Annotated in this window: 16 protein-coding genes; 8 read left to right on the top strand and 8 right to left on the bottom strand. The window is 68.3% G+C overall.

Translation table 11 applies throughout. The features are described 5' to 3' along the window. The first annotated feature begins 27 nt into the window (after nt 1-27). Nucleotides 28-1656, top strand: a complete 1629-nt coding sequence (locus IAI54_RS00355) for an ABC transporter ATP-binding protein (protein WP_187970491.1) — start codon at nt 28-30, stop codon at nt 1654-1656. Between the two features lie 25 nt (nt 1657-1681). Beyond that, complete coding sequence (locus tag IAI54_RS00350) at nt 1682-2416, top strand: MOSC domain-containing protein (RefSeq protein WP_187970490.1); 735 nt, start codon at nt 1682-1684, stop codon at nt 2414-2416. A gap of 284 nt (nt 2417-2700) precedes the next feature. Here IAI54_RS00350 and IAI54_RS00345 read toward each other — a convergent pair whose 3' ends face one another. The 8 genes from IAI54_RS00345 to IAI54_RS00310 all read right to left on the bottom strand — a co-directional run bounded on the left by IAI54_RS00345 (nt 2701) and on the right by IAI54_RS00310 (nt 11465). After that, nucleotides 2701-4266, bottom strand: coding sequence for an ABC transporter substrate-binding protein (locus tag IAI54_RS00345; protein ID WP_187970489.1), 1566 nt, complete (start codon nt 4264-4266; stop codon nt 2701-2703). Between the two features lie 78 nt (nt 4267-4344). Then, nucleotides 4345-5193 carry an alpha/beta hydrolase gene (locus IAI54_RS00340; RefSeq protein WP_187970488.1) on the bottom strand — a complete coding sequence of 283 codons (849 nt, stop codon included), beginning with the start codon at nt 5191-5193 and terminating at the stop codon, nt 4345-4347. A 358-nt stretch (nt 5194-5551) separates the two neighbouring features. Next, complete coding sequence (gene nrdR / locus IAI54_RS00335) at nt 5552-6007, bottom strand: transcriptional regulator NrdR (protein WP_187970487.1); 456 nt, start codon at nt 6005-6007, stop codon at nt 5552-5554. A gap of 317 nt (nt 6008-6324) precedes the next feature. Then, nucleotides 6325-7638, bottom strand: a complete 1314-nt coding sequence (gene glyA, locus IAI54_RS00330; RefSeq protein WP_187970486.1) for a serine hydroxymethyltransferase — start codon at nt 7636-7638, stop codon at nt 6325-6327. Between the two features lie 193 nt (nt 7639-7831). Then, on the bottom strand, nt 7832-9082 hold the full coding sequence (locus tag IAI54_RS00325) for a L,D-transpeptidase family protein (protein WP_187970485.1): 1251 nt from the start codon (nt 9080-9082) through the stop codon (nt 7832-7834). 256 nt (nt 9083-9338) lie between these two features. Next, nucleotides 9339-9854 (bottom strand): transcriptional regulator LdtR, encoded by a 516-nt coding sequence (ldtR, locus tag IAI54_RS00320; RefSeq protein WP_187970484.1) that lies wholly within the window; start codon nt 9852-9854, stop codon nt 9339-9341. Nucleotides 9855-9999: 145 nt separating this feature from the next. Then, nucleotides 10000-10422, bottom strand: coding sequence for a DUF6163 family protein (locus tag IAI54_RS00315; protein WP_187970483.1), 423 nt, complete (start codon nt 10420-10422; stop codon nt 10000-10002). Continuing rightward, on the bottom strand, nt 10419-11465 hold the full coding sequence (locus IAI54_RS00310) for an enoyl-CoA hydratase/isomerase family protein (protein ID WP_187970482.1): 1047 nt from the start codon (nt 11463-11465) through the stop codon (nt 10419-10421). Before IAI54_RS00310 ends, IAI54_RS00315 begins: the two co-directional genes overlap by 4 nt. Nucleotides 11466-11604: 139 nt before the next feature. Between IAI54_RS00310 and hemB the strand changes: the two genes are divergently transcribed. The 6 genes from hemB to IAI54_RS00280 all read left to right on the top strand — a co-directional run bounded on the left by hemB (nt 11605) and on the right by IAI54_RS00280 (nt 17844). Further along, the gene (gene hemB, locus IAI54_RS00305) at nt 11605-12642 is read left to right on the top strand and encodes a porphobilinogen synthase (protein WP_187970481.1); all 1038 of its coding nucleotides are present in this window, start codon (nt 11605-11607) and stop codon (nt 12640-12642) included. Between the two features lie 53 nt (nt 12643-12695). Next, entirely contained in the window at nt 12696-13835 is a 1140-nt protein-coding gene (locus tag IAI54_RS00300; protein WP_187972949.1) for a serine hydrolase domain-containing protein, read from the top strand. Between the two features lie 173 nt (nt 13836-14008). Beyond that, nucleotides 14009-15178: a DUF3095 domain-containing protein gene (locus IAI54_RS00295; protein ID WP_187970480.1), complete on the top strand. Its 1170-nt coding sequence runs from the start codon at nt 14009-14011 to the stop codon at nt 15176-15178. 204 nt (nt 15179-15382) lie between these two features. Beyond that, nucleotides 15383-15853, top strand: a complete 471-nt coding sequence (locus tag IAI54_RS00290; protein WP_187970479.1) for an RDD family protein — start codon at nt 15383-15385, stop codon at nt 15851-15853. A 121-nt stretch (nt 15854-15974) separates the two neighbouring features. Next, the gene (locus tag IAI54_RS00285; RefSeq protein WP_187970478.1) at nt 15975-16733 is read left to right on the top strand and encodes an arginyltransferase; all 759 of its coding nucleotides are present in this window, start codon (nt 15975-15977) and stop codon (nt 16731-16733) included. A 211-nt stretch (nt 16734-16944) separates the two neighbouring features. Further along, the gene (locus tag IAI54_RS00280; protein ID WP_187970477.1) at nt 16945-17844 is read left to right on the top strand and encodes a DMT family transporter; all 900 of its coding nucleotides are present in this window, start codon (nt 16945-16947) and stop codon (nt 17842-17844) included. Nucleotides 17845-17902: the final 58 nt, after the last annotated feature.

Here is a 17902-nt window from a genome sequence, read left to right as displayed (position 1 = left end):
GAGGCGAGGCTGGCGGAGGCGGGACCCATGCTCGACGTCAAGGACCTCTCGGTGGAAGTCGGCCCCGGCGGCGCCCGCGTGGTCGACGGGCTGGCCTTCCGCCTCGAGGCCGGCGAGATGCTGGCGCTGGTCGGCGAATCCGGCTCCGGCAAGACCATGGCCGCGCGCGCCGTGCTCGGCCTCCTGCCCCCACCCCTCGTGACGACGCCGCAGAGCGTCATTGCCTTCGACGGCCGCGACCTGACCCGCCTCGAACCGGCCGCGCTCAGGGCGGTGCGCGGCGGCGAGATCGGCATGGTGTTCCAGGAGCCGATGGTGTCGCTGAACCCGGCCATGACCATCGGCGAGCAGATGGCCGAGGGCCTGCGGCTGCACCGCGCGATGGGCGCGGCCGAAATCCGCGACCGGTCGCTCGCCATGCTGGAGCGCATCCGCATCCAGCACCCCGCGCGGTGCCTGTCGGCCCACCCGCACGAATTCTCCGGCGGCATGCGCCAGCGCATCATGCTCGCCTCCGTCATGCTGCTCGAACCGAAGCTGCTGATCGCCGACGAGCCGACCACCGCGCTCGACACGCTGGTGCAGCGCGACGTGCTCGACCTGATGGTGGAGCTGACCCGCGAGAAGGGCACCGCCGTGCTTCTGATCAGCCACGACCTCGGCATGGTGTCGCATTACGTGCGCGACGTCGTCGTCATGCGCGCGGGCAAGGCGGTGGAGCAGGGTCCGAGCCGAGCGGTGCTGCGCGAGCCCCGTCACGACTATACGCGCAAGCTGGTCGATGCCCTGCCGCGCCGCGCGGCAGGCGGCGACCGCGGCGCCGTCTCTCCCGAGCCGCTGGTCGAGCTCGAAGGCGTCGTCATCGACTATCCCGGCCGCGCGCGCCTGTTCGGCCGCACCGAAGCGAAGCGCGCCGTGCACGGCGTCGACCTCGTCGTGCGGCGCGGCGAGACGCTGGCGCTGGTCGGCGCCTCCGGCTCGGGCAAGACCACGCTCGGCCGCGCCATCGTCGGTCTCGTCCAGCCCTCCGCCGGCACCATCCGCTTCCGCGGCGAACCGATCGCGAAGGGGCACGGCGCGATGGCCCGGCGCCAGCGCCGCGACATGCAGATCGTCTTCCAGGACCCCTATTCCTCGCTCGACCCGCGCCAGCGCATCGGCTCGATCGTCGAGGAGCCGCTGAAGCTCGACCGAGGCCTCACCCGCGCCGCGCGGCGCGCCCGGGTGGAGGAGGTGTTCGGCGAAGTCGGGCTGCCGCTCGATTTCCTGGGGCGGCTGCCGCACCAGCTCTCCGGCGGCCAGCGCCAGCGCGTGGCGATCGCCCGCGCCATCGTGCGCCGCCCGGCCTTCGTGGTGGCCGACGAGCCGGTTTCGGCACTCGACATGACGGTGCAGAAGCAGATCCTGCTGCTGATCCGGTCGCTGCAGGCACGCTACGGCTTCGCCTGTCTCTTCGTCTCGCACGATCTCGGCGCGGTGGAACAGGTCGCCGACCGCGTCGCGGTGATGGAGGACGGCCGCATCGTCGAACTCGGCGACCGCGACGCGGTGTTCGACGCGCCCGCCCACCCCTATACCCGCCGCCTGCTCGACGCGGCCATGCTGCTGGACAGGCGCTTCACGAGCGATGGCCACGCCGTCGCGCAGCAGGCATGATCGCCTTGGACCAGGGGAGCCCGGCATGACCGTGATCGGCGAAATCAGCGAATTATGGCGCTATCCGGTCAGCTCGACCGGCGGCGAGCGCCTCGACGCGGCATCGGTGGCGGCGGGCGGCCTGGTCGGCGACCGGCTCTGGGGCATCGTCGACCTGCGCGATGGCTCCGTGGCCGGCCCGGAGACGCGGCGGCACTGGCGGCCGGTGCCGAACCTCGCCTCGCGGCTGGGCGCCGACGGCCCGCAGCTGCGCCAGGGCGACGGACCCTGGCTCGACGCCGGCAGCCCGGCGGCCGACACGCTGGTCTCGGACTTCCTCGGCTTCCCCGCCGCCCTGCGCCCGCACGCGCCCTTCGGCACCGAGCGCGCGGACCATGTGACGCCGCGCTACGGGCGCGCCGACCTGCACGTGCTGACGACCGCCTCGATGCGGGCGCTCGGCGACCTGCTTTCCGATCCGGCGCAGGTGGACCCCCGCCGCTTCCGCCCCAACCTCGTCGTCGACACCACGCCCTCGCTCGCCGGCTTCGTCGAGCATGGCTGGGTCGGCAGACGCCTCGCCATCGGCGACCTCACGCTCGCCGTCTCCGAGCCCTGCGCGCGCTGCGCCTTCACCTCGCTCGCACAGGGCGAACTCGCCTTCGAGCCGGCGGTGCTGCACCAGATCGCCCGCCATGGCGAGGGCGGCTTCGGCGTGCTGTGCGCGGTGGAGGCCGCAGGCGAATTGCGGGTCGGCGACGCCGTGCGGCTGATCGGGTGACAAGGCCGAGGCCGCCACAACAGCTCCAACGCCGTCATCCTCGGGCTTGTCCCGAGGATCTGCCCGCGTCCTGCAGTTCGGGCGATCTTGCCAATGCATGGAGCACTCCGAAGCGCCAACGGGGCGGGAGTCGCAGATCCTCGGGACAAGCCCGAGGATGACGGCGGTGCGATGTCGCACGTGCTTTCGGCCGGCAGCAGGCAAAGGATGTGCAGCCGGACAGACGTCGAAGCCGCAGGCGTGATGCCTGCGGCCCCTGTCCTCGACTGCCGTCCTCGGACGGCCTACTTCGTCTTCCACACGCCCCAGGCGCGGGTCTTGTCGGCCGGCCAGGCCGCGTAGCCCTGCACGCCGGGCGCCACCGCGTCGATGACCGGCTCGTAGTAGAGCCCGAGGATCGGCACGTCCGCCGCCATCAGCGCATGGATCTGCTTGAACAGGGCCTTGCGCGCCGCGAAATCCGTCGTCTTCGTGGTCTCGATGTAGAGCCTGGAAGCCTCGTCGTTCTGCCACTGCCGCGTCGGCGTCTTGGCCTTGTCGCCGATCAGGATGCCGTAGAGCTGGGAGGGATCGAGGCGGGCCGAATAGCCGAAGGACTGGATCTGGAACTTGCCGGCGAGATAGTTGTCGAGCTGCGCGGCCCAGTCGAGCACCTCGAGTTCGGCATTGATGCCGGCTGCCTGCAGCATGGCCTGCAGCAGGATCGAGTTCTCGTACATGCCCTGGTAGCGGGTGTTGGTCTGGATCTTGACCGGCTCGCCCTTGTAGCCGGCCTCGGCGAGCAGAGCCTTGGCCTTCTCCGGGTCGTAGTCCGGCCAGGCGAGGAAATCGTCGTCGAAGAAGGCGCTCGCCTGCGCGACGGCCGAAGGATTGGCCTGCGCCAGCCCGCTGGTACGGACCGTGGCGATCTGGCCGAAATCCACCGCATGCGCCAGCGCCCGGCGCATCGTCACGTTGGACAGCAGCGGATCGCTGGTCTGCAGCAGGATCGGCGTCCAGGAGAGGCCGGGCGTGGTCGAGACCGTGATGCCGCGCCCCTTGGCCTCCTCGATACGGCTCGATTCCAACCCGGGAAGCACGTCGACTTCGCCGGCGAACAGCGCCGTCTCGGCTGCCGACGTGTCGGGAATGATCCGGAAGTCGACCGCATCCACATAGGCCGTCCGGTCGCCGGCGAGACCGCTCGCGGCTTCCGCCAGCGGCGCGTAGCCGTCGTAGCGCTCCAGCCGGACGAACTGGCCCTTTTCCCAGGTCCCCAGCTTGAAGGAGCCGCTGCCGATCGCGGAGCCGGCGATCCAGGTGCCGTCGGCGGCGATGTTCTTCGGGCTGGCGATCCAGCCGTTGCACTGGACGTTGGCGAGCTGTGCCAGGAACAGCGCGTTGGGCTCGTTGATGCGGAACACCACGGTGCGGTCGTCAGGCGTCTCCACCGCCTCGACCTTCAGCCCCTGGCTGCCGTCGAAGAAGGGATTGCAGAACCAGTCCTTGCCCCTGGAGACCCGCCAGTCCCAGATGGTTTTCACGTCGGCCGACCTCACCGGCGACCCGTCATGGTAGGTCGCGCCCTCGCGTAGCGTGAAGGAGTAGGCGCGGCCGTCGTCCGACACCGTCCAGGACTGCGCCAGCACCGGTCCGATCGACAGGTCGTCGCGGAATCCGACCAGCGTCTCGAAGATGTGGTGCAGCACCGTGTCGGTGTTGGCGTCGCGGTTCAGGCCGTCGGTGCCGCGGATGTCGGCGTTCATGCGCACCGTGAGCGTTCCGCCCTTGACCGGTTCCTGCGCCAGGACCGGGGCAGCCACCAGCAGTGCTGCACCGGCCAGCAAGGATGAAATCGTCAGTCTTCCCATCGTCTGAGTTCCCTTGTCTCGTGTTCCCGTTCTTGGTCAGGCCGTGCCGGGCTCGTCTGGCGGAGCCCGTGCGATGATTCAGGCGGGACGCGACGCCGCCAGCGTCTCGGCGAAGAAGGCCTTGACGTGCTTGAGCAGCGTGCGGTCGTCGTGGGCGACGCCGGGCTCGACGTCGAGCCGCACGGGAATGCCCTGCGCCTCGAGGCTCTGCTTCAGGGCGCGGATGCGGTCGTTGCGGTTGGCGCCGGCGAGGTCCGCACCCGGCATCCACCAGGCGTCGTCGGGCGTGATGGTGATCTCCCAGGTCTCGGTGTCGGCGGCGCCGATGACGGCCTGCACCGCGACCTTGCGCATGGCCTCGACGTCGACCGGCTTGCCGAACAGCGCCTCGAAATTGCGCAGCCCGACCCACCAGTCGTGCTCGAAGTCGAGCAGGGTCACCACGCCGGGCGCGCCGATGGAGGCCGCGAGCAGCCGCTCGGGATGCAGATAGAGGAAGCGGTGGGTGAAATGGCCGCCGCCGGAGAAGCCGTACATCATCACCCGGTCGCCGGCGATGCGGTAGCGCTCGCGCATCTCTTCCACCATGTCGAGCAGCACAGCGTCGTAGTGCAGGTCGCCGTACCGCAGCGCCTTGTAGCTCGAGAGATCCCCGGGGAAGCAGATGCCGGTCGGGAACAGCGGGCACAGCACGATCACGCCATGCGCCTCGGCGAAATCGGCGAAGGCATCGCGGTAGCGCTGCATGCCGCGCTCCGTGCCGTGCACGATGACCGCAAGCGGGTAGGTCCGGTCGCCATCCTCGTCATAGTCCTGCGGGACGTAGGCGCAGTAGGCGAAACGCTGGTCGAAGCGCGACGCATAGACCGTCGTGTGGCCGAAATCATAATAGGACAGCGTCCGGCCGTGGCCCGGCACCTTGCGCATGCAAACGCACTCCCTCTGACATGAAGGTACTATTTCATGATTTTGTATTCATGAAAAGCATCTTTGCGAGGGGCGCCTCTCGAAATTTTGCCTTTTGAACGCATAATGAGGACAGCGATTTCCGAGGCCGGGATCGCCTCGGTGCGGGGGGCGCGGCGCGACGGTCGGGAATGGTGAAGCATGGCGGGAGACCGTGGCGTCGCGGCGTTCAGTCTGGCGGAGCCGCGCCGCGGATCGCGACGAGGCGCATTCCCCTGCGCCGGCGGCCGGGCGCGCCGCAAGGCTGCTCCGACCTGCGGCCTGCGCGACGGCGAGATTTCCGATGGCGAGATTCGCGGCCGGGCCGGAGACGCGGGGGTCAGTCCTGGCGGTCCATCTCGCGCAGGAATCCCTCGAAGTCTTCCGCCTTCTGGAAGTCCTGATAGACCGAGGCGAAGCGGACATAGGCCACCTCGTCGATGTTCTTCAGACCCTCCATGACCAGGCGGCCGATGGTGCTGGACGAGACCTCGCTCTCGCCGGAACTCTCCAGCTGGCGCACGATGCCCGAGATCATGCGCTCGACGCGCTGCGGATCGATCTGGCGCTTGCGCAGCGCCGTCTGAACCGACCGCTCCAGCTTGTCGCGGTCGAAGGGCGTGCGCCGGCCCGACTTCTTCGTCACCACGAGGTCGCGCAGCTGGACGCGCTCGAAGGTCGTGAACCGTCCGCCGCAGTCCGGGCAGACCCGTCGTCTGCGGATCGCCGCGCCGTCCTCGGCCGGACGCGAATCCTTCACCTGGGTGTCTTCGGACTGGCAGTAGGGGCAGCGCATGGCAGACCTGTCACGTTCGTTCGGACGCGCAAGGCTTACGGGATTCGGCTGGCGCGCGCAAAGCGACCGTTCGGGCGTCCCTCTCCGCTGCTGCGCGAAGCCGCCGGCGGACACAGAATCGGGGTTCCGGGACCACGCCTGGGGCGTGGTTGGGCGAGCGTCGCTGGCTCATCCCCACCGTCGGAGCGGGAATCGCGGATGATTCCGGATCGCCGCGAAGCGTCGCCGAACCGGAGCACGGCGCGTTCGTTCCGCCTCGCCCTGCACGCTCTGGTCAAAGCGGGCGGCCTTCTCAGGCGGAAGGCCGCCGCGCGCATTCACCCCATGAAGGGATACAGCGGGAAGCGGTCGGTCAGCGCGATCACCTTCTGCTTCACTGCGGCTTCCACCGCCGCGTTGCCCTCGTCGGAATTGGCCGCCTTCAGTCCGTCCATCACCTCCGCGATCAGCCGGCCGATCTCGGCGAACTCGGCCTGACCGAAGCCGCGCGTGGTGCCGGCCGGGGTGCCCAGGCGGATGCCCGACGTGACGAAGGGCTTTTCCGGATCGAAGGGGATGCCGTTCTTGTTGCAGGTGATGTTGGCGCGGCCGAGGGCCGCCTCGGCGCGCTTGCCGGTGGCGTTCTTCGGGCGCAGGTCGACCAGCATCGAGTGGTTGTCGGTGCCGCCCGAGACGATGTCGAGGCCGGTCTCCTTGAGGCTCGCCGCCAGCGTGCGCGCATTGGCGACGACGGCATGGGCATAGGCCTTGAAGTCGGGCCGCAGCGCCTCGCCGAAGGCCACCGCCTTGGCGGCGATGACGTGCATCAGCGGACCGCCCTGCAGGCCCGGGAACACGGCCGAGTTGACCTTCTTGGCGATGTCCTCGTGGTTTGTGAGGATCAGGCCGCCGCGCGGGCCGCGAAGCGACTTGTGCGTGGTCGAGGTGACGACGTGGGCATGCGGCAGCGGCGAGGGATGCGCGCCGCCCGCCACCAGGCCGGCGATGTGGGCCATGTCGACCATGAAGATCGCGCCGACCGAATCGGCGATCTCGCGGAAGCGCTTCCAGTCCCAGATGCGCGAATAGGCCGTGCCGCCGCCGATGATCAGCTTCGGCTTGTGCTGGTGGGCGAGACGCTCGACTTCGTCCATGTCGATCTGGTGGTCGTCGCGGCGCACGCCGTAGGAGACGACGTTGAACCACTTGCCCGACATGTTGACCGGCGAGCCGTGCGTCAGGTGGCCGCCCGAATTCAGGTCGAGGCCCATGAAGGTGTCGCCCGGCTGCAGCATCGCCAGGAACACCGCCTGGTTCATCTGCGATCCCGAATTCGGCTGGACGTTGGCGAAGCCGCAGTCGAAGAGCTTCTTCGCCCGCTCGATGGCGAGATCCTCGGCGATGTCGACGAACTGGCAGCCGCCATAATAGCGCTTGCCCGGATAGCCCTCGGCATATTTGTTGGTCATCACCGAGCCCTGCGCCTCCAGAACGGCGCGGCTGACGATGTTTTCCGAGGCGATCAGCTCGATCTCGTGGCGCTGGCGACCGAGTTCCTTGCCGATGGCGCCGAAGATTTCCGGATCGGCCTCTTCGAGCGGCAGGTTGAAGGGGTTCTCCTCGAACGTCTTGGCGGCGGTCGCGGTGGCCATGGGCATCCTTCCTCGGACGGTGGTTGCGGTTGCGGGCGCAATATCACATCGCCCTAGCTGCCGCCACGCGGGAGGGTGCGAAATCCGTTGTCCCGAATGCGGCAGATCGTCGGTCCCGGCCGGCGCGGGACGCAGCAACGAAAGAAGGGCCGCGCGCAGGCGGCCCTCCTCGTTCGTCGCGGTCCGGCGGGGCTCAGAGAGCCGCGGAGATCATCAGTTCGTCGACGCCGTCGCGGCCGTAGATGTCGTTGCGGAAATGCACGACGCGGTCGCCGGTCGACCAGGCGGAGACGTAGGTGAAATAGACCGGCACCGGCGCCGTGAGCGCGACCGGCGTGCTCTCGCCGCTCTTGATGGTCTGCTCGAAGCGCTGACGGTCCCAGCCCGGCGTGTCGCGCAGCAGCCAGGTCACCAGGTCGCGGACGTTCTGAACGCGCACGCAGCCCGAGGAATGGAAGCGCTCGATCTGGTTGAACAGGCTCTGCTGCGGCGTATCGTGCATGTAGACGGCATGCGGGTTGGGGAAGTTGATCTTCACCGATGCCATCGCGTTGATCCTGCCCGGATCCTGCCGGAAGTGCAGCTTGGCCGCCTCTTCGGTGTTCCAGTCGATGCTCATCGGATCGACCTCGCCCTGCGGGCCGAGGATACGGATGTTGTTCTCGGTCAGATAGTTCGGGTTCTTGCGCATCAGCGGAATGATGTCCTTGCGGACGATCGATTCGGGCGCGTTCCAGAACGGGTTGACGATGACCTCGTTGATCTTGGAATTGAGGATCGGCGTCTGGCGGTCGATCTTGCCGACGATGGCGGTGTGGCGCAGCACGACGCGGCCGGCCTCGACGGCCTCGATCTGGGCGGCCGGGATGTTGACCATCACGTAGCGGTCGCCGAGGAAGCCCGACATGGCGCGCAAGCGCACGAGATTGGTCTCGAGCTGGCCGAGGCGCACCGGCGCCGAGACGTTCATCGCCGCGTAGGAATACTCGCCCATGACGCCGTCGGACGGCAGCCCGTGGCGCAGCTGGAAGCGCTTGACGGCCGCGTCCACGTAGGAATCGAAGGCGGGCGAGATGCCGGCGCTGGTGGACAGGTCGCCCGAGATCATCAGGCGGCGGCGCAGGAACTCCACGTCCGGATCGACGACGCCGAGGCGCAGCTTCTTGGTCGCCGGAACAACCGGCCAGCCGCCCTGCGCGACGATCCCGCTGTACTGGCCGATGGCCATCTCGACATAGGTCACGGTCTCGGGGCTGAAGATCGGCAGGCTGGTCGCCACGCGGCCGCCCTCGGTCGCACGGGCGTCGAACTGGTCGTCCCAGTTGCCGCGGCGCGGCGACAGGATGAGATCGCGGATGAGGTCCTGCGCCTGGGCCGAGCCGGACGCCAGGGTGGCGGCAACCGCGCCGGCACCGGTCAGGAAGGAACGACGGTCAGTCTTCATCGGGCAAACGGCCTCATTCTGGAACGCGGGCTTCCGCGGCGGACGGGTCTCGACGATAGGCAAGGTCCGTTAAGAAAGCACCAACCATGCCTCGCACGCGACCGCAGGATGCGGCGGTCGACCGTTCAGGCATGACCATCCGAATATGGCCGCAACATGGCTCAGGCTGCACACGAACCGGTGAAGTCCCGGCGCGGTGGGTCCGATCGCCGGTCAACCGGGTTCCGCCCCGCGCGCATCGACCGCTCGCCGCGCGCTACATCCGATAGGCGATGGTGTCGTTCCAGAAGCGGTCGAGGCGCAGCAGCGCCTTGTTCATGGCGCGGAACTCGTCGACGTTGATGCCGCCCACCTGCTCGATCGAGCCGATGTGGCGGTCGTAGAGGCCCGCCACGATCTCGGCGATGTCCTGGCCCTTCGGCGTCAGGCTGATGCGGACCGAGCGGCGGTCGATGCGCGAGCGCTGGTGATTGATGAAGCCGAGGTCGACGAGCTTCTTCAGGTTGTACGAGACATTCGAGCCGAGATAGTAGCCGCGGGTGCGCAGTTCGCCCGCCGTCAGCTCGGAGTTGCCGATGTTGAACAGCAGCAGCGCCTGGATCGCGTTGATGTCGGAGCGGCCGTTGCGCTCGAACTCGTCCTTGATGACGTCGAGCAGCCGGCGGTGCAGCCGCTCGACCAGTTGCAGGGCCTCGAGGTAGAGCGAGCGGATGGCTTCCTTGCGATCGTCCGGTGCCGGGACGGGCTTGGGAGCCTGTCGGGAGTTGATCATGGTCGTGCCTCTCGTTTGACGCCTGGCGAGTATTTTTTTCTCTCACCTTGGCCCCACTCTATCGAGCACACCTAAAATTCGACTTAAACGTCAGGATTAACGAGTACTTTCGTTCCTTCGCCCGCCTGCCGCGGTTAACGTTCCGCTACTTCCTGGCCTGTCGCGCATGCCACACGAGCGCGGTGCGGAAGCCGACATAGAGCAGCGCGATCATGACGTAGGATGCGACGAGCATCCAGCGGCTGCCGAAGACGCCTCCCATCACCCCGTACATGACGATCTCCACGGCGGCGCAGATGAACCAGATGACAGGTCCCCACGAGGCCGTCATCCACAGGCCGATGCCGGCGACCGGATAGAGCGCGGCCAGCGTGACGGATGCGATCTGCCACTCGACCGGCATGGTGTCGAAGCGCCAGAGCGGGCCGGGGAAATAGCCGATCAGCCGGATCCAGTAGAACACGCCGAACAGCAGGCAGTAGGCCGCCACGATGCGCTGGAAGGCGGCGAAGAGGCTTTCGACCAGCGCCGGCTGCAGGACCGATGCCTTGATGCCATCCTGCGTCAAACCGCGAGCTCTCCGTCGGTCAGCGGTGCGAAATAGGCCTCGATCGCGGCGGGATCGACGTCCTCGATCCGCGCCGGACTCCAGGAGGGCGTCGAGCCCTTGTCGATCAGCACGGCGCGGATGCCCTCGTAGAAGTCATGGCCGGCCAGCATCCGGCTGAGGATGCGGAACTCCATGCGCATGCACTCGTCCATGTCGAGCATGCCGCCGTCGAGGATCTGCCGCAGCGTGACGAAGAGGCTCGTGGGCGACCGGGTCCGGATCGTGGCCAGCGCCTCGCGCGCCGTCTCGTCGCCCCGATCGGCCGCCTGCCCGAGGCTGGCGACCACGTCCTCCATCCGCTCCAGCGAGAAATGCCGGCCGATCGTGGTGGCGGCGGCATCGCTCGTCTCGCGCGGCGCCTCCACCGAAAGGCGCGCGCAGGCGGCGTCGGCATCGCCCGTCTCGCAAAGCTCGTCGAGGAGAGCCGGCAGGTCGCCGGCCTGGGCGGCATGCGTCGCGATCCCGCACCAGAGCGCGTCGCCACGGCGGATGCGGTTGCCGGTGAGCGCCAGATAGGCGCCGAAGCTGCCCTTCAGGCGCGGCAGGAAATAGCTGCCGCCGACGTCCGGAAAGAAGCCGATGCCCACCTCGGGCATGGCGAAGACGGCGTTCTCGGTGAAGACGCGGTGGCTGCCATGCACCGACACGCCGACGCCGCCGCCCATGACGATGCCGTCGACCAGTGCGACGTAGGGCTTGGGGAACCGCGCGATGGCGGCGTTCAGCCGGTATTCGTCGGCGAAGAAGCCGTAGAGCGGCGTCCCGGCCTTGCCTGCCTCATAGACCTTGAGGATGTCGCCGCCGGCGCAGAAGGCGCGGCCCTCGCCCATGATCACGACGAGGTCGACCGAATCATCCTTCGCCCAGGCGTCCAGCGCGCGCGACAGCGCCCGCACCATGTCGTGGGTCACCGCATTGAGCGCCTTCGGGCGCGTCATCGTCACGATGCCCGCCCGCCCCCGCTGCTCGAAGCGGATCTCCTGGCCTCCTCCGAAATCCATCTGCGGCCCTTCCTAAATCCCGTCACGAGGCTTAAGCAGGGTTGGTCGTAGCGTCAATGCCGGCGAATGCACGGCGGCGGTGTGGCGATCGAAGGGCGCCGCGCGCAGCGCGGCGTTGCGGAATCTCGGAGGGACCGTCATGAACAGGATCTTTCGCGGGGCCGGTCCGGCGGCCCGTTCGGTGGACGAGATCACGGGCTCGCGGCGGATGCGGCGCATGCGCAAGGCCGACTGGTCGCGCCGGCTGGTTCAGGAGAACAGGCTCACCGTCGACGACCTGATCTGGCCGATCTTCGTGATCGACGGCGAGAATCGGCGCGAGCCCATCGACGCCATGCCCGGCGTCTTCCGCATGACCATCGACATCGCCGTCCAGGAAGTCGAGAAGGCGGCGCGGCTGGGCGTGCCGGCGATCGCCACCTTCCCGAACGTGGATCATTCGCTGCGCGACCAGACCGGCTCGGAAATCCTCAACCCCGACAATCTGCTCAACCGGGCGTCGCGCGCCATCAAGGCGGCCGTCCCGCAGATCGGCATCATCACCGACGCCGCGCTCGATCCCTTCACCAGCCACGGCCATGACGGCATCCTGCGCGACGGCATCATCGTCAACGACGAGACCGTGGCGCAGATCGCGCAGGCGGCGGTGCTGCAGGCCGCGGCCGGGGCCGACATCGTCGCGCCGTCCGACATGATGGACGGGCGCATCGGCGCCATCCGCGACGCGCTCGACGACGCCGGCTTCCACGACGTCGCGATCATGTCCTACGCGACGAAGTTCGCGTCCGCCTTCTACGGCCCCTATCGCGAGGCGATCGGCACGGCCGGCCTGCTCAAGGGCGACAAGAAGACCTACTACATCGACCACGCCAATTCGGAAGAAGCGGTGCGGGAGGCCGAGCAGGACGTCGACGAGGGCGCCGACATGCTGATGGTCAAGCCCGGCCTGCCCTATCTCGACATCATCCGGCGGCTGAAGGACGAACTCGGCCTGCCGACCTTCGCCTACCAGGTGTCGGGCGAGTACTCGATGGTCAAGGCGGCCGCCGCGAACGGCTGGATCGACGGCGAGAAGGTGATGATGGAGACGCTGCTCGCCTTCAAGCGCGCCGGCTGCGACGGCATCCTGACGTATTTCGCGCCGGAGGCGGCGGAGATATTGCAGCGGCGCGGCTGAGGGGCCGCAATGCCGCCGGCGGGAATGAAGGCGACGAGAGGGGAATGACGGGGATGAACGACCGGGTCGCGTATTTGCAGAGCCTGTTCTCGGGCGCACGGCAGGAGGAGCGTTTCGACCGCCAGCACCAGATCTTTCCGGTCTCCACGATGCGCCCGGCGCCGGAACCGCGGCCCTTTCCGACGGGACCGGCGATGGAACTGCCGGCGACCTACCGGTTCGAGGGCGCGGAGAAGGAGAGTGCGGCCTTTCTCGCCGAGACCGACACGGCTGCGCTGATGGTGATCCACCGAGGAAGGCTGCGCCACGAGGCCTACCGGCTGACCGGCGGCCCGTCGGTGACCTGGGTGTCGATGTCGGTGGCCAAGAGCTTCGTTTCGGCCGCGCTCGGCATCGCGCAGGCCGAGGGCGGCTTCGGCTCCGTCGAAGAAGGCATCGTCGACTACCTGCCCGAGCTCAGGGGCTCGGCCTATGACGGCGCGCGGATCAAGGACGTGCTTCAGATGTCGTCGGGCGCGCGCTGGAACGAGGACTATTCGGATCCGCAGTCCGACATCAGCCGCTTCATCTCGATCTTCGCGCAGGGCGGCTCGTTCAACGACTTCGCGGCGACGCTGGTGCGCGAGCGGGCACCCGGGACCTACAATCTCTACAATTCCACCGACACGCAGGTTCTCGGCATGCTGCTGAAAGCGGTGACGGGGGAGACGATCCGCGACTATGTCGAGGCGCGTCTCTGGCACCCGCTCGGCATGCAGGACCCCGGCCACTGGCTCGTCGATTCGACCGGCATGGAGATGGCCTTCGGCGGGCTCAACGCAACCGCGCGCGACTATGCCAAGCTCGGCGAGCTCTACCGTCTGGGCGGATCGTGGAACGGCCGGCAGATCGTGCCCGAAACCTGGGTGCGCGATTCGGTGACGGCCGACGCGCCGCACCTGAAGGCCGGCGCCGGGGAGCTCGCCGGCACGATCTTCAGCTATGGCTACCAGTGGTGGCTGCCGGGCGACGACGGCGAATTTTCCGCGATCGGGGTCTACAACCAGTTCGTCTATGTCGACCCGCGGCGCGACCTCGTCATCGCCAAACTGTCGGCCAACCACCGCTACGGCCTCACGAACGACGAGAGCTCCTACCGCGAGGCCGAGACGATCGCCCTGTTCCGGGCGATCGGCCGGGCTCTGGAAGGCTGACCGGCGTCAGCGGGACAGCGGGCGACACCGAAACCCGGCCGCGCCCGGTTCCGTAGTTCATCGGGCGAGACGTCGCGGGGCACTTGAAACGGTCCGGCGCGATAGACATCTGCCGATCGGATGCGATGCGGCCGGTTCGATGGTCCGCGACAGGACCCGGAGGAGAACAGGTGATGGCCGACGCGCCTTCGGAGAATTTCTACGCGCAGCTGACGCCCGAAAGCGAGTTCGACCGCCTTGCCGAGGCCAGCGCCTACGTCCCCCTCCCCGAAGACTGGTATGTCGGCTCCGCCGACATCGTCGGCTCCACCGCCCACATCGCCGCGGGGCGATACAAGACCGTCAACACGGTCGGCGCGGCCGTCGTCTCCGCCCAGATCAACGCCGCCGGGGGCATGACCTTCCCCTTCGTGTTCGGCGGCGACGGGGCGGGCTTCGCCTTTCCGCCCGGCCACCTGGAGCGCGCGCGCGACGCGCTCGCGCGGGTTCTGCGCTGGGCCGACCAGTCGTTCGGCTTCGAGATGCGCGGCGCGATCGTTCCGGTGGCCGAGATCCGAGCCGCCGGTCTCGACGTCTCCGTGGCGCGCTACCGACCGTCGCCGACGATCGACTATGCGATGTTCGCCGGCGGCGGCCTGGCCTGGGCCGAGCGCCAGATGAAGGCCGGGCGCTACCGGGTCGAGCCGGCGCCCGAAGGCGCCGTGCCGGACCTCGCCGGCCTTTCATGTCGCTGGACGCCGATGAAGGCCCGCAACGGGTCGATCCTGTCGATCCTCGTCCTGCCGCGTCCGGGCGCGGCGCCGGCCGCGGTCGCGGCGGTCTCGCACCGGGTCGTCGCCATGACGCGCGACCTGGCCCGCGGCGGCCATCCCGTCCCACCGGAGGGGCCGAGCGTCACCTGGCCGACCGGCGACATCGCCATCGAGGCGCATGCCTCACGCGGCAAGGGGTCGCTGCTGCGGCGGAAGATCGAACTGCTCGCCACGACCCTGATCGCCAACTTCTTCTTCTTCACCCGGCTCAAGGTCGGTTCCTTCGATCCCACTCACTACATCAAGGTGACGCGCGACAACGCGGATTTCCGCAAGTTCGACGACGGGCTGAAGATGACGATCGACTGCGATGCCGAGACGCGCGCCAGGATCGAGGCGGTTCTCGAGGAGGCTTCGGCCGCCGGGATCGTCTCCTACGGGCTGTTCGAGCAGGATTCGGCGATCATGACCTGCATCGTCCCGTCGATCACCAGCGACAACCACGTCCATTTCATCGACGGCGCGGCCGGCGGCTACACCAGCGCCGCCATGGCGATCAAGGGCAGGCCGGAGGCGGAGGCCATCGCCTGAACTCCCGCAGGGCATGCCGCACTTCACATGCTGCAAGGCATATGATCGCGGGTCCATGACGGCAAGAACGCAGCCGCGAGGAAGCCGCATGAGGCTTTGCGCCCGGACGCCGGCCGGGCCGCGGCGGAGATGCCGATCTTGCATTCGCGGCCGCCGTCCCCATTTCTGCACCATGGCGCCGACAGGGCGACGAGGACGAGGACGATGACGGAACGCATTTTCGACGGCGAGATCATCCAGGGGCGGCTCGACGATTGGCGCGCCTATGACGGCGTGCGCACGCGCCGCGTCTTCGCCTTCCTGCTCGACTATCTGATCATCGGCCTGCTGTGCATCCCCTTCGCCATTCTGGTCGCGGTGCTCGGCGTGCTGACGCTCGGGCTGGGCTGGGCCCTCTACGGAATTCTCGGTCCGCTGGTGGCGCTGATCTACGTCTGGAACACGCTCGGCGGCGAGAGGCAGGCGACCGTCGGCATGCGGATGATGGGCATCCGGCTCGACCGGCTCGACGGACGGCCCGTGGAGGGCGTGCTGGCGGTCGTCCACACCGTCCTGTTCTGGGCCGGCAACGTGCTGCTCACGCCCCTGGTCCTGCTCGCGCCTCTCTTCATCGACCGCAAACGGACCCTGCACGACCTGCTCCTCGGCACCGTCGTCACCCGCGACGACGTCTGAGGCGGGACGTCCCCGCCCGCCGGCGCGGGCGGTCTCCATTTCTCGCAGGCGTGCATCCCACCCTGTTGACCTTTCGCCCCGCGCGGACGATTTTGCGGGACAGCCCCAGAGTCCGCGATCGATGACGCATCACCCGACACAGTCGCCGCAGTTCTTCCTGACCGCCCCTTCCCCCTGCCCCTACATCGACGGTCAGTTCGAGCGGAAGGTCTTCACGCATCTCGTCGGCGACAAGGCGCCGGAGATGAACGACCTCCTGACTCAGGGCGGCTTCCGCCGGTCGCAGAACATCGCCTACCGGCCGGCCTGTGAGACATGCCGTGGATGCGTGTCCGTGCGCATCCTCGCCAACGAGTTCGAGCCGTCCCGGAACATGAGGCGCGTTCTGCGCCGCAACAGCGACCTGATCGGCGCCGTCCACGACGCCGAGCCGACCACCGAGCAGTACTCCCTCTTCCGCACCTATCTCGACGCGCGCCACCGCAAGGGCGGCATGTCGGACATGACGGTGCTCGACTATGCCATGATGGTCGAGGATACCCATGTCGACACCAAGATCATCGAGTATCGCCGCCGCGGACCCGATTCCTTCATTACCGGCCGTGGCGAAGGCGAACTGATCGCCGTGGCGCTGACCGACCGGATGGCCGACGGCCTGTCGATGGTCTACTCCTTCTACCTTCCCGATCAGGAGGAGCGGTCGCTCGGTTCCTTCCTCATCCTCGACCATATCGCCCGTGCGCGGTCGGCCGGCCTGCCCCACGTCTATCTCGGCTACTGGGTCGCGGGCTCCCGCAAGATGGCCTACAAGATCCGCTTCGGCCCTCAGGAGCATCTCGGGCCCCGCGGCTGGGAGCGCTACGAGACCCCGCACGGCTGACCGGTCCACGGTCTGCCGCCGGACCGCAGGGCTGCCGGAGGGGGCGTCGCCCGTCCGGATGCGATGGCCCAGCGCCCGCGCCGGTCGCCGGTTCCGGATTGACGCGGGACGTCGAAAGACCGAAGAACGGCGTCGATTCCTCCCCGCGGAACCAGCCCGGCCGACGAGGCCGCCGCCCTCCGTCAGCCTCCTCCATGACGGAAACGCTCCGATGTCCGGACCTGCCAGCGATCACACGAAAGGCCTCGTCATCACCGCCATCGGCGGTCTGGCCCTGACGGTGGACATCCCGCTCATCCGGCTCGCCGACGGAGAGCCCTGGTCGATCCTGCTCCTGCGCTGCGGCGCGACGGTCGCCGCCACCCTCCTGATCTGGACGCTCTGGCGGCTTCTCGGCGGGCGGCCGCCGGCGCTGGTGCCCGGGCGCGTCGGCCTCGCGGTCGCCGGGCTCTACGCGGTCTCGACCCTGACCTTCATGACGGCGGTCTACAATACCTCGACCGCCAATCTCGTCTTCATCCTGGCCTTCAACACCATGTTTGCGGCGCTGCTGTCCTGGATCTTCCTCAAGGAGCGGCCGCGGCCGGCGACGCTGATCGCCATGGCCCTGATGATGGTCGGCGTGCTGGTCATCGTCGGCGACGGCATCTCCAGCGGCAATCTCTTCGGCGACCTGATGGCGCTGTCGTCCGCCTTCTTCATCGCCTGTGCGATCACCATCACGCGCGCGTCCGGCGCCGAGATGGGTTTCACGGCGCTCATCGCGGTCGTGGCGCCGCTGCTGGTCGCCCTGGCGATGGTCGCCCAGGTGGGCTACCGGGTCGAGGCGCCCTGGTGGATCCTGTTCAACGGCGCGGTGATCATGCCCATCGCCTTCTTCTGCCTCGCCACCGGACCGCGCTACATTTCCGGCCCCGAGGTGGCGATGTTCTACCTGCTGGAAACCGTGCTCGCACCGGTCTGGGTCTGGCTGATCTTCACGGAGGTGCCGTCGCGCGCCTCCATGATCGGCGGCACGATCCTGATCGTCACGCTGGTCGGCCACTCGCTCTGGCAGCTGCAGTCGGGCCGGCGCCGGAAGGCGGCGGCGGCGGTGCGGCATCCCGCCTGACGGCTGCGCGGCGCGGCAAACTGGCCACCGTCATTGCCGATGATCGCGGCCGACACTA

Origin of the sequence: Aquibium microcysteis, from assembly GCF_014495845.1 — a bacterium.
Classification (GTDB): domain Bacteria; phylum Pseudomonadota; class Alphaproteobacteria; order Rhizobiales; family Rhizobiaceae; genus Aquibium; species Aquibium microcysteis.
Note: the sequence above shows the minus strand (reverse complement) of the source record. Positions and strands in the feature narration are given on the sequence as shown.

What these genes read in the sequence shown, in the direction of transcription:
- IAI54_RS00355 (WP_187970491.1), top strand. Translation starts at nt 28, where the DNA reads ATGCTCGACGTCAAGGACCTCTCGGTGGAAGTCGGCCCCGGCGGCGCC.
- IAI54_RS00350 (WP_187970490.1), top strand. Translation starts at nt 1,682, where the DNA reads ATGACCGTGATCGGCGAAATCAGCGAATTATGGCGCTATCCGGTCAGC.
- IAI54_RS00345 (WP_187970489.1), bottom strand. Translation starts at nt 4,266, where the DNA reads ATGGGAAGACTGACGATTTCATCCTTGCTGGCCGGTGCAGCACTGCTG.
- IAI54_RS00340 (WP_187970488.1), bottom strand. Translation starts at nt 5,193, where the DNA reads ATGCGCAAGGTGCCGGGCCACGGCCGGACGCTGTCCTATTATGATTTC.
- nrdR (WP_187970487.1), bottom strand. Translation starts at nt 6,007, where the DNA reads ATGCGCTGCCCCTACTGCCAGTCCGAAGACACCCAGGTGAAGGATTCG.
- glyA (WP_187970486.1), bottom strand. Translation starts at nt 7,638, where the DNA reads ATGGCCACCGCGACCGCCGCCAAGACGTTCGAGGAGAACCCCTTCAAC.
- IAI54_RS00325 (WP_187970485.1), bottom strand. Translation starts at nt 9,082, where the DNA reads ATGAAGACTGACCGTCGTTCCTTCCTGACCGGTGCCGGCGCGGTTGCC.
- ldtR (WP_187970484.1), bottom strand. Translation starts at nt 9,854, where the DNA reads ATGATCAACTCCCGACAGGCTCCCAAGCCCGTCCCGGCACCGGACGAT.
- IAI54_RS00310 (WP_187970482.1), bottom strand. Translation starts at nt 11,465, where the DNA reads ATGGATTTCGGAGGAGGCCAGGAGATCCGCTTCGAGCAGCGGGGGCGG.
- hemB (WP_187970481.1), top strand. Translation starts at nt 11,605, where the DNA reads ATGAACAGGATCTTTCGCGGGGCCGGTCCGGCGGCCCGTTCGGTGGAC.
- IAI54_RS00300 (WP_187972949.1), top strand. Translation starts at nt 12,696, where the DNA reads ATGAACGACCGGGTCGCGTATTTGCAGAGCCTGTTCTCGGGCGCACGG.
- IAI54_RS00295 (WP_187970480.1), top strand. Translation starts at nt 14,009, where the DNA reads ATGGCCGACGCGCCTTCGGAGAATTTCTACGCGCAGCTGACGCCCGAA.
- IAI54_RS00290 (WP_187970479.1), top strand. Translation starts at nt 15,383, where the DNA reads ATGACGGAACGCATTTTCGACGGCGAGATCATCCAGGGGCGGCTCGAC.
- IAI54_RS00285 (WP_187970478.1), top strand. Translation starts at nt 15,975, where the DNA reads ATGACGCATCACCCGACACAGTCGCCGCAGTTCTTCCTGACCGCCCCT.
- IAI54_RS00280 (WP_187970477.1), top strand. Translation starts at nt 16,945, where the DNA reads ATGTCCGGACCTGCCAGCGATCACACGAAAGGCCTCGTCATCACCGCC.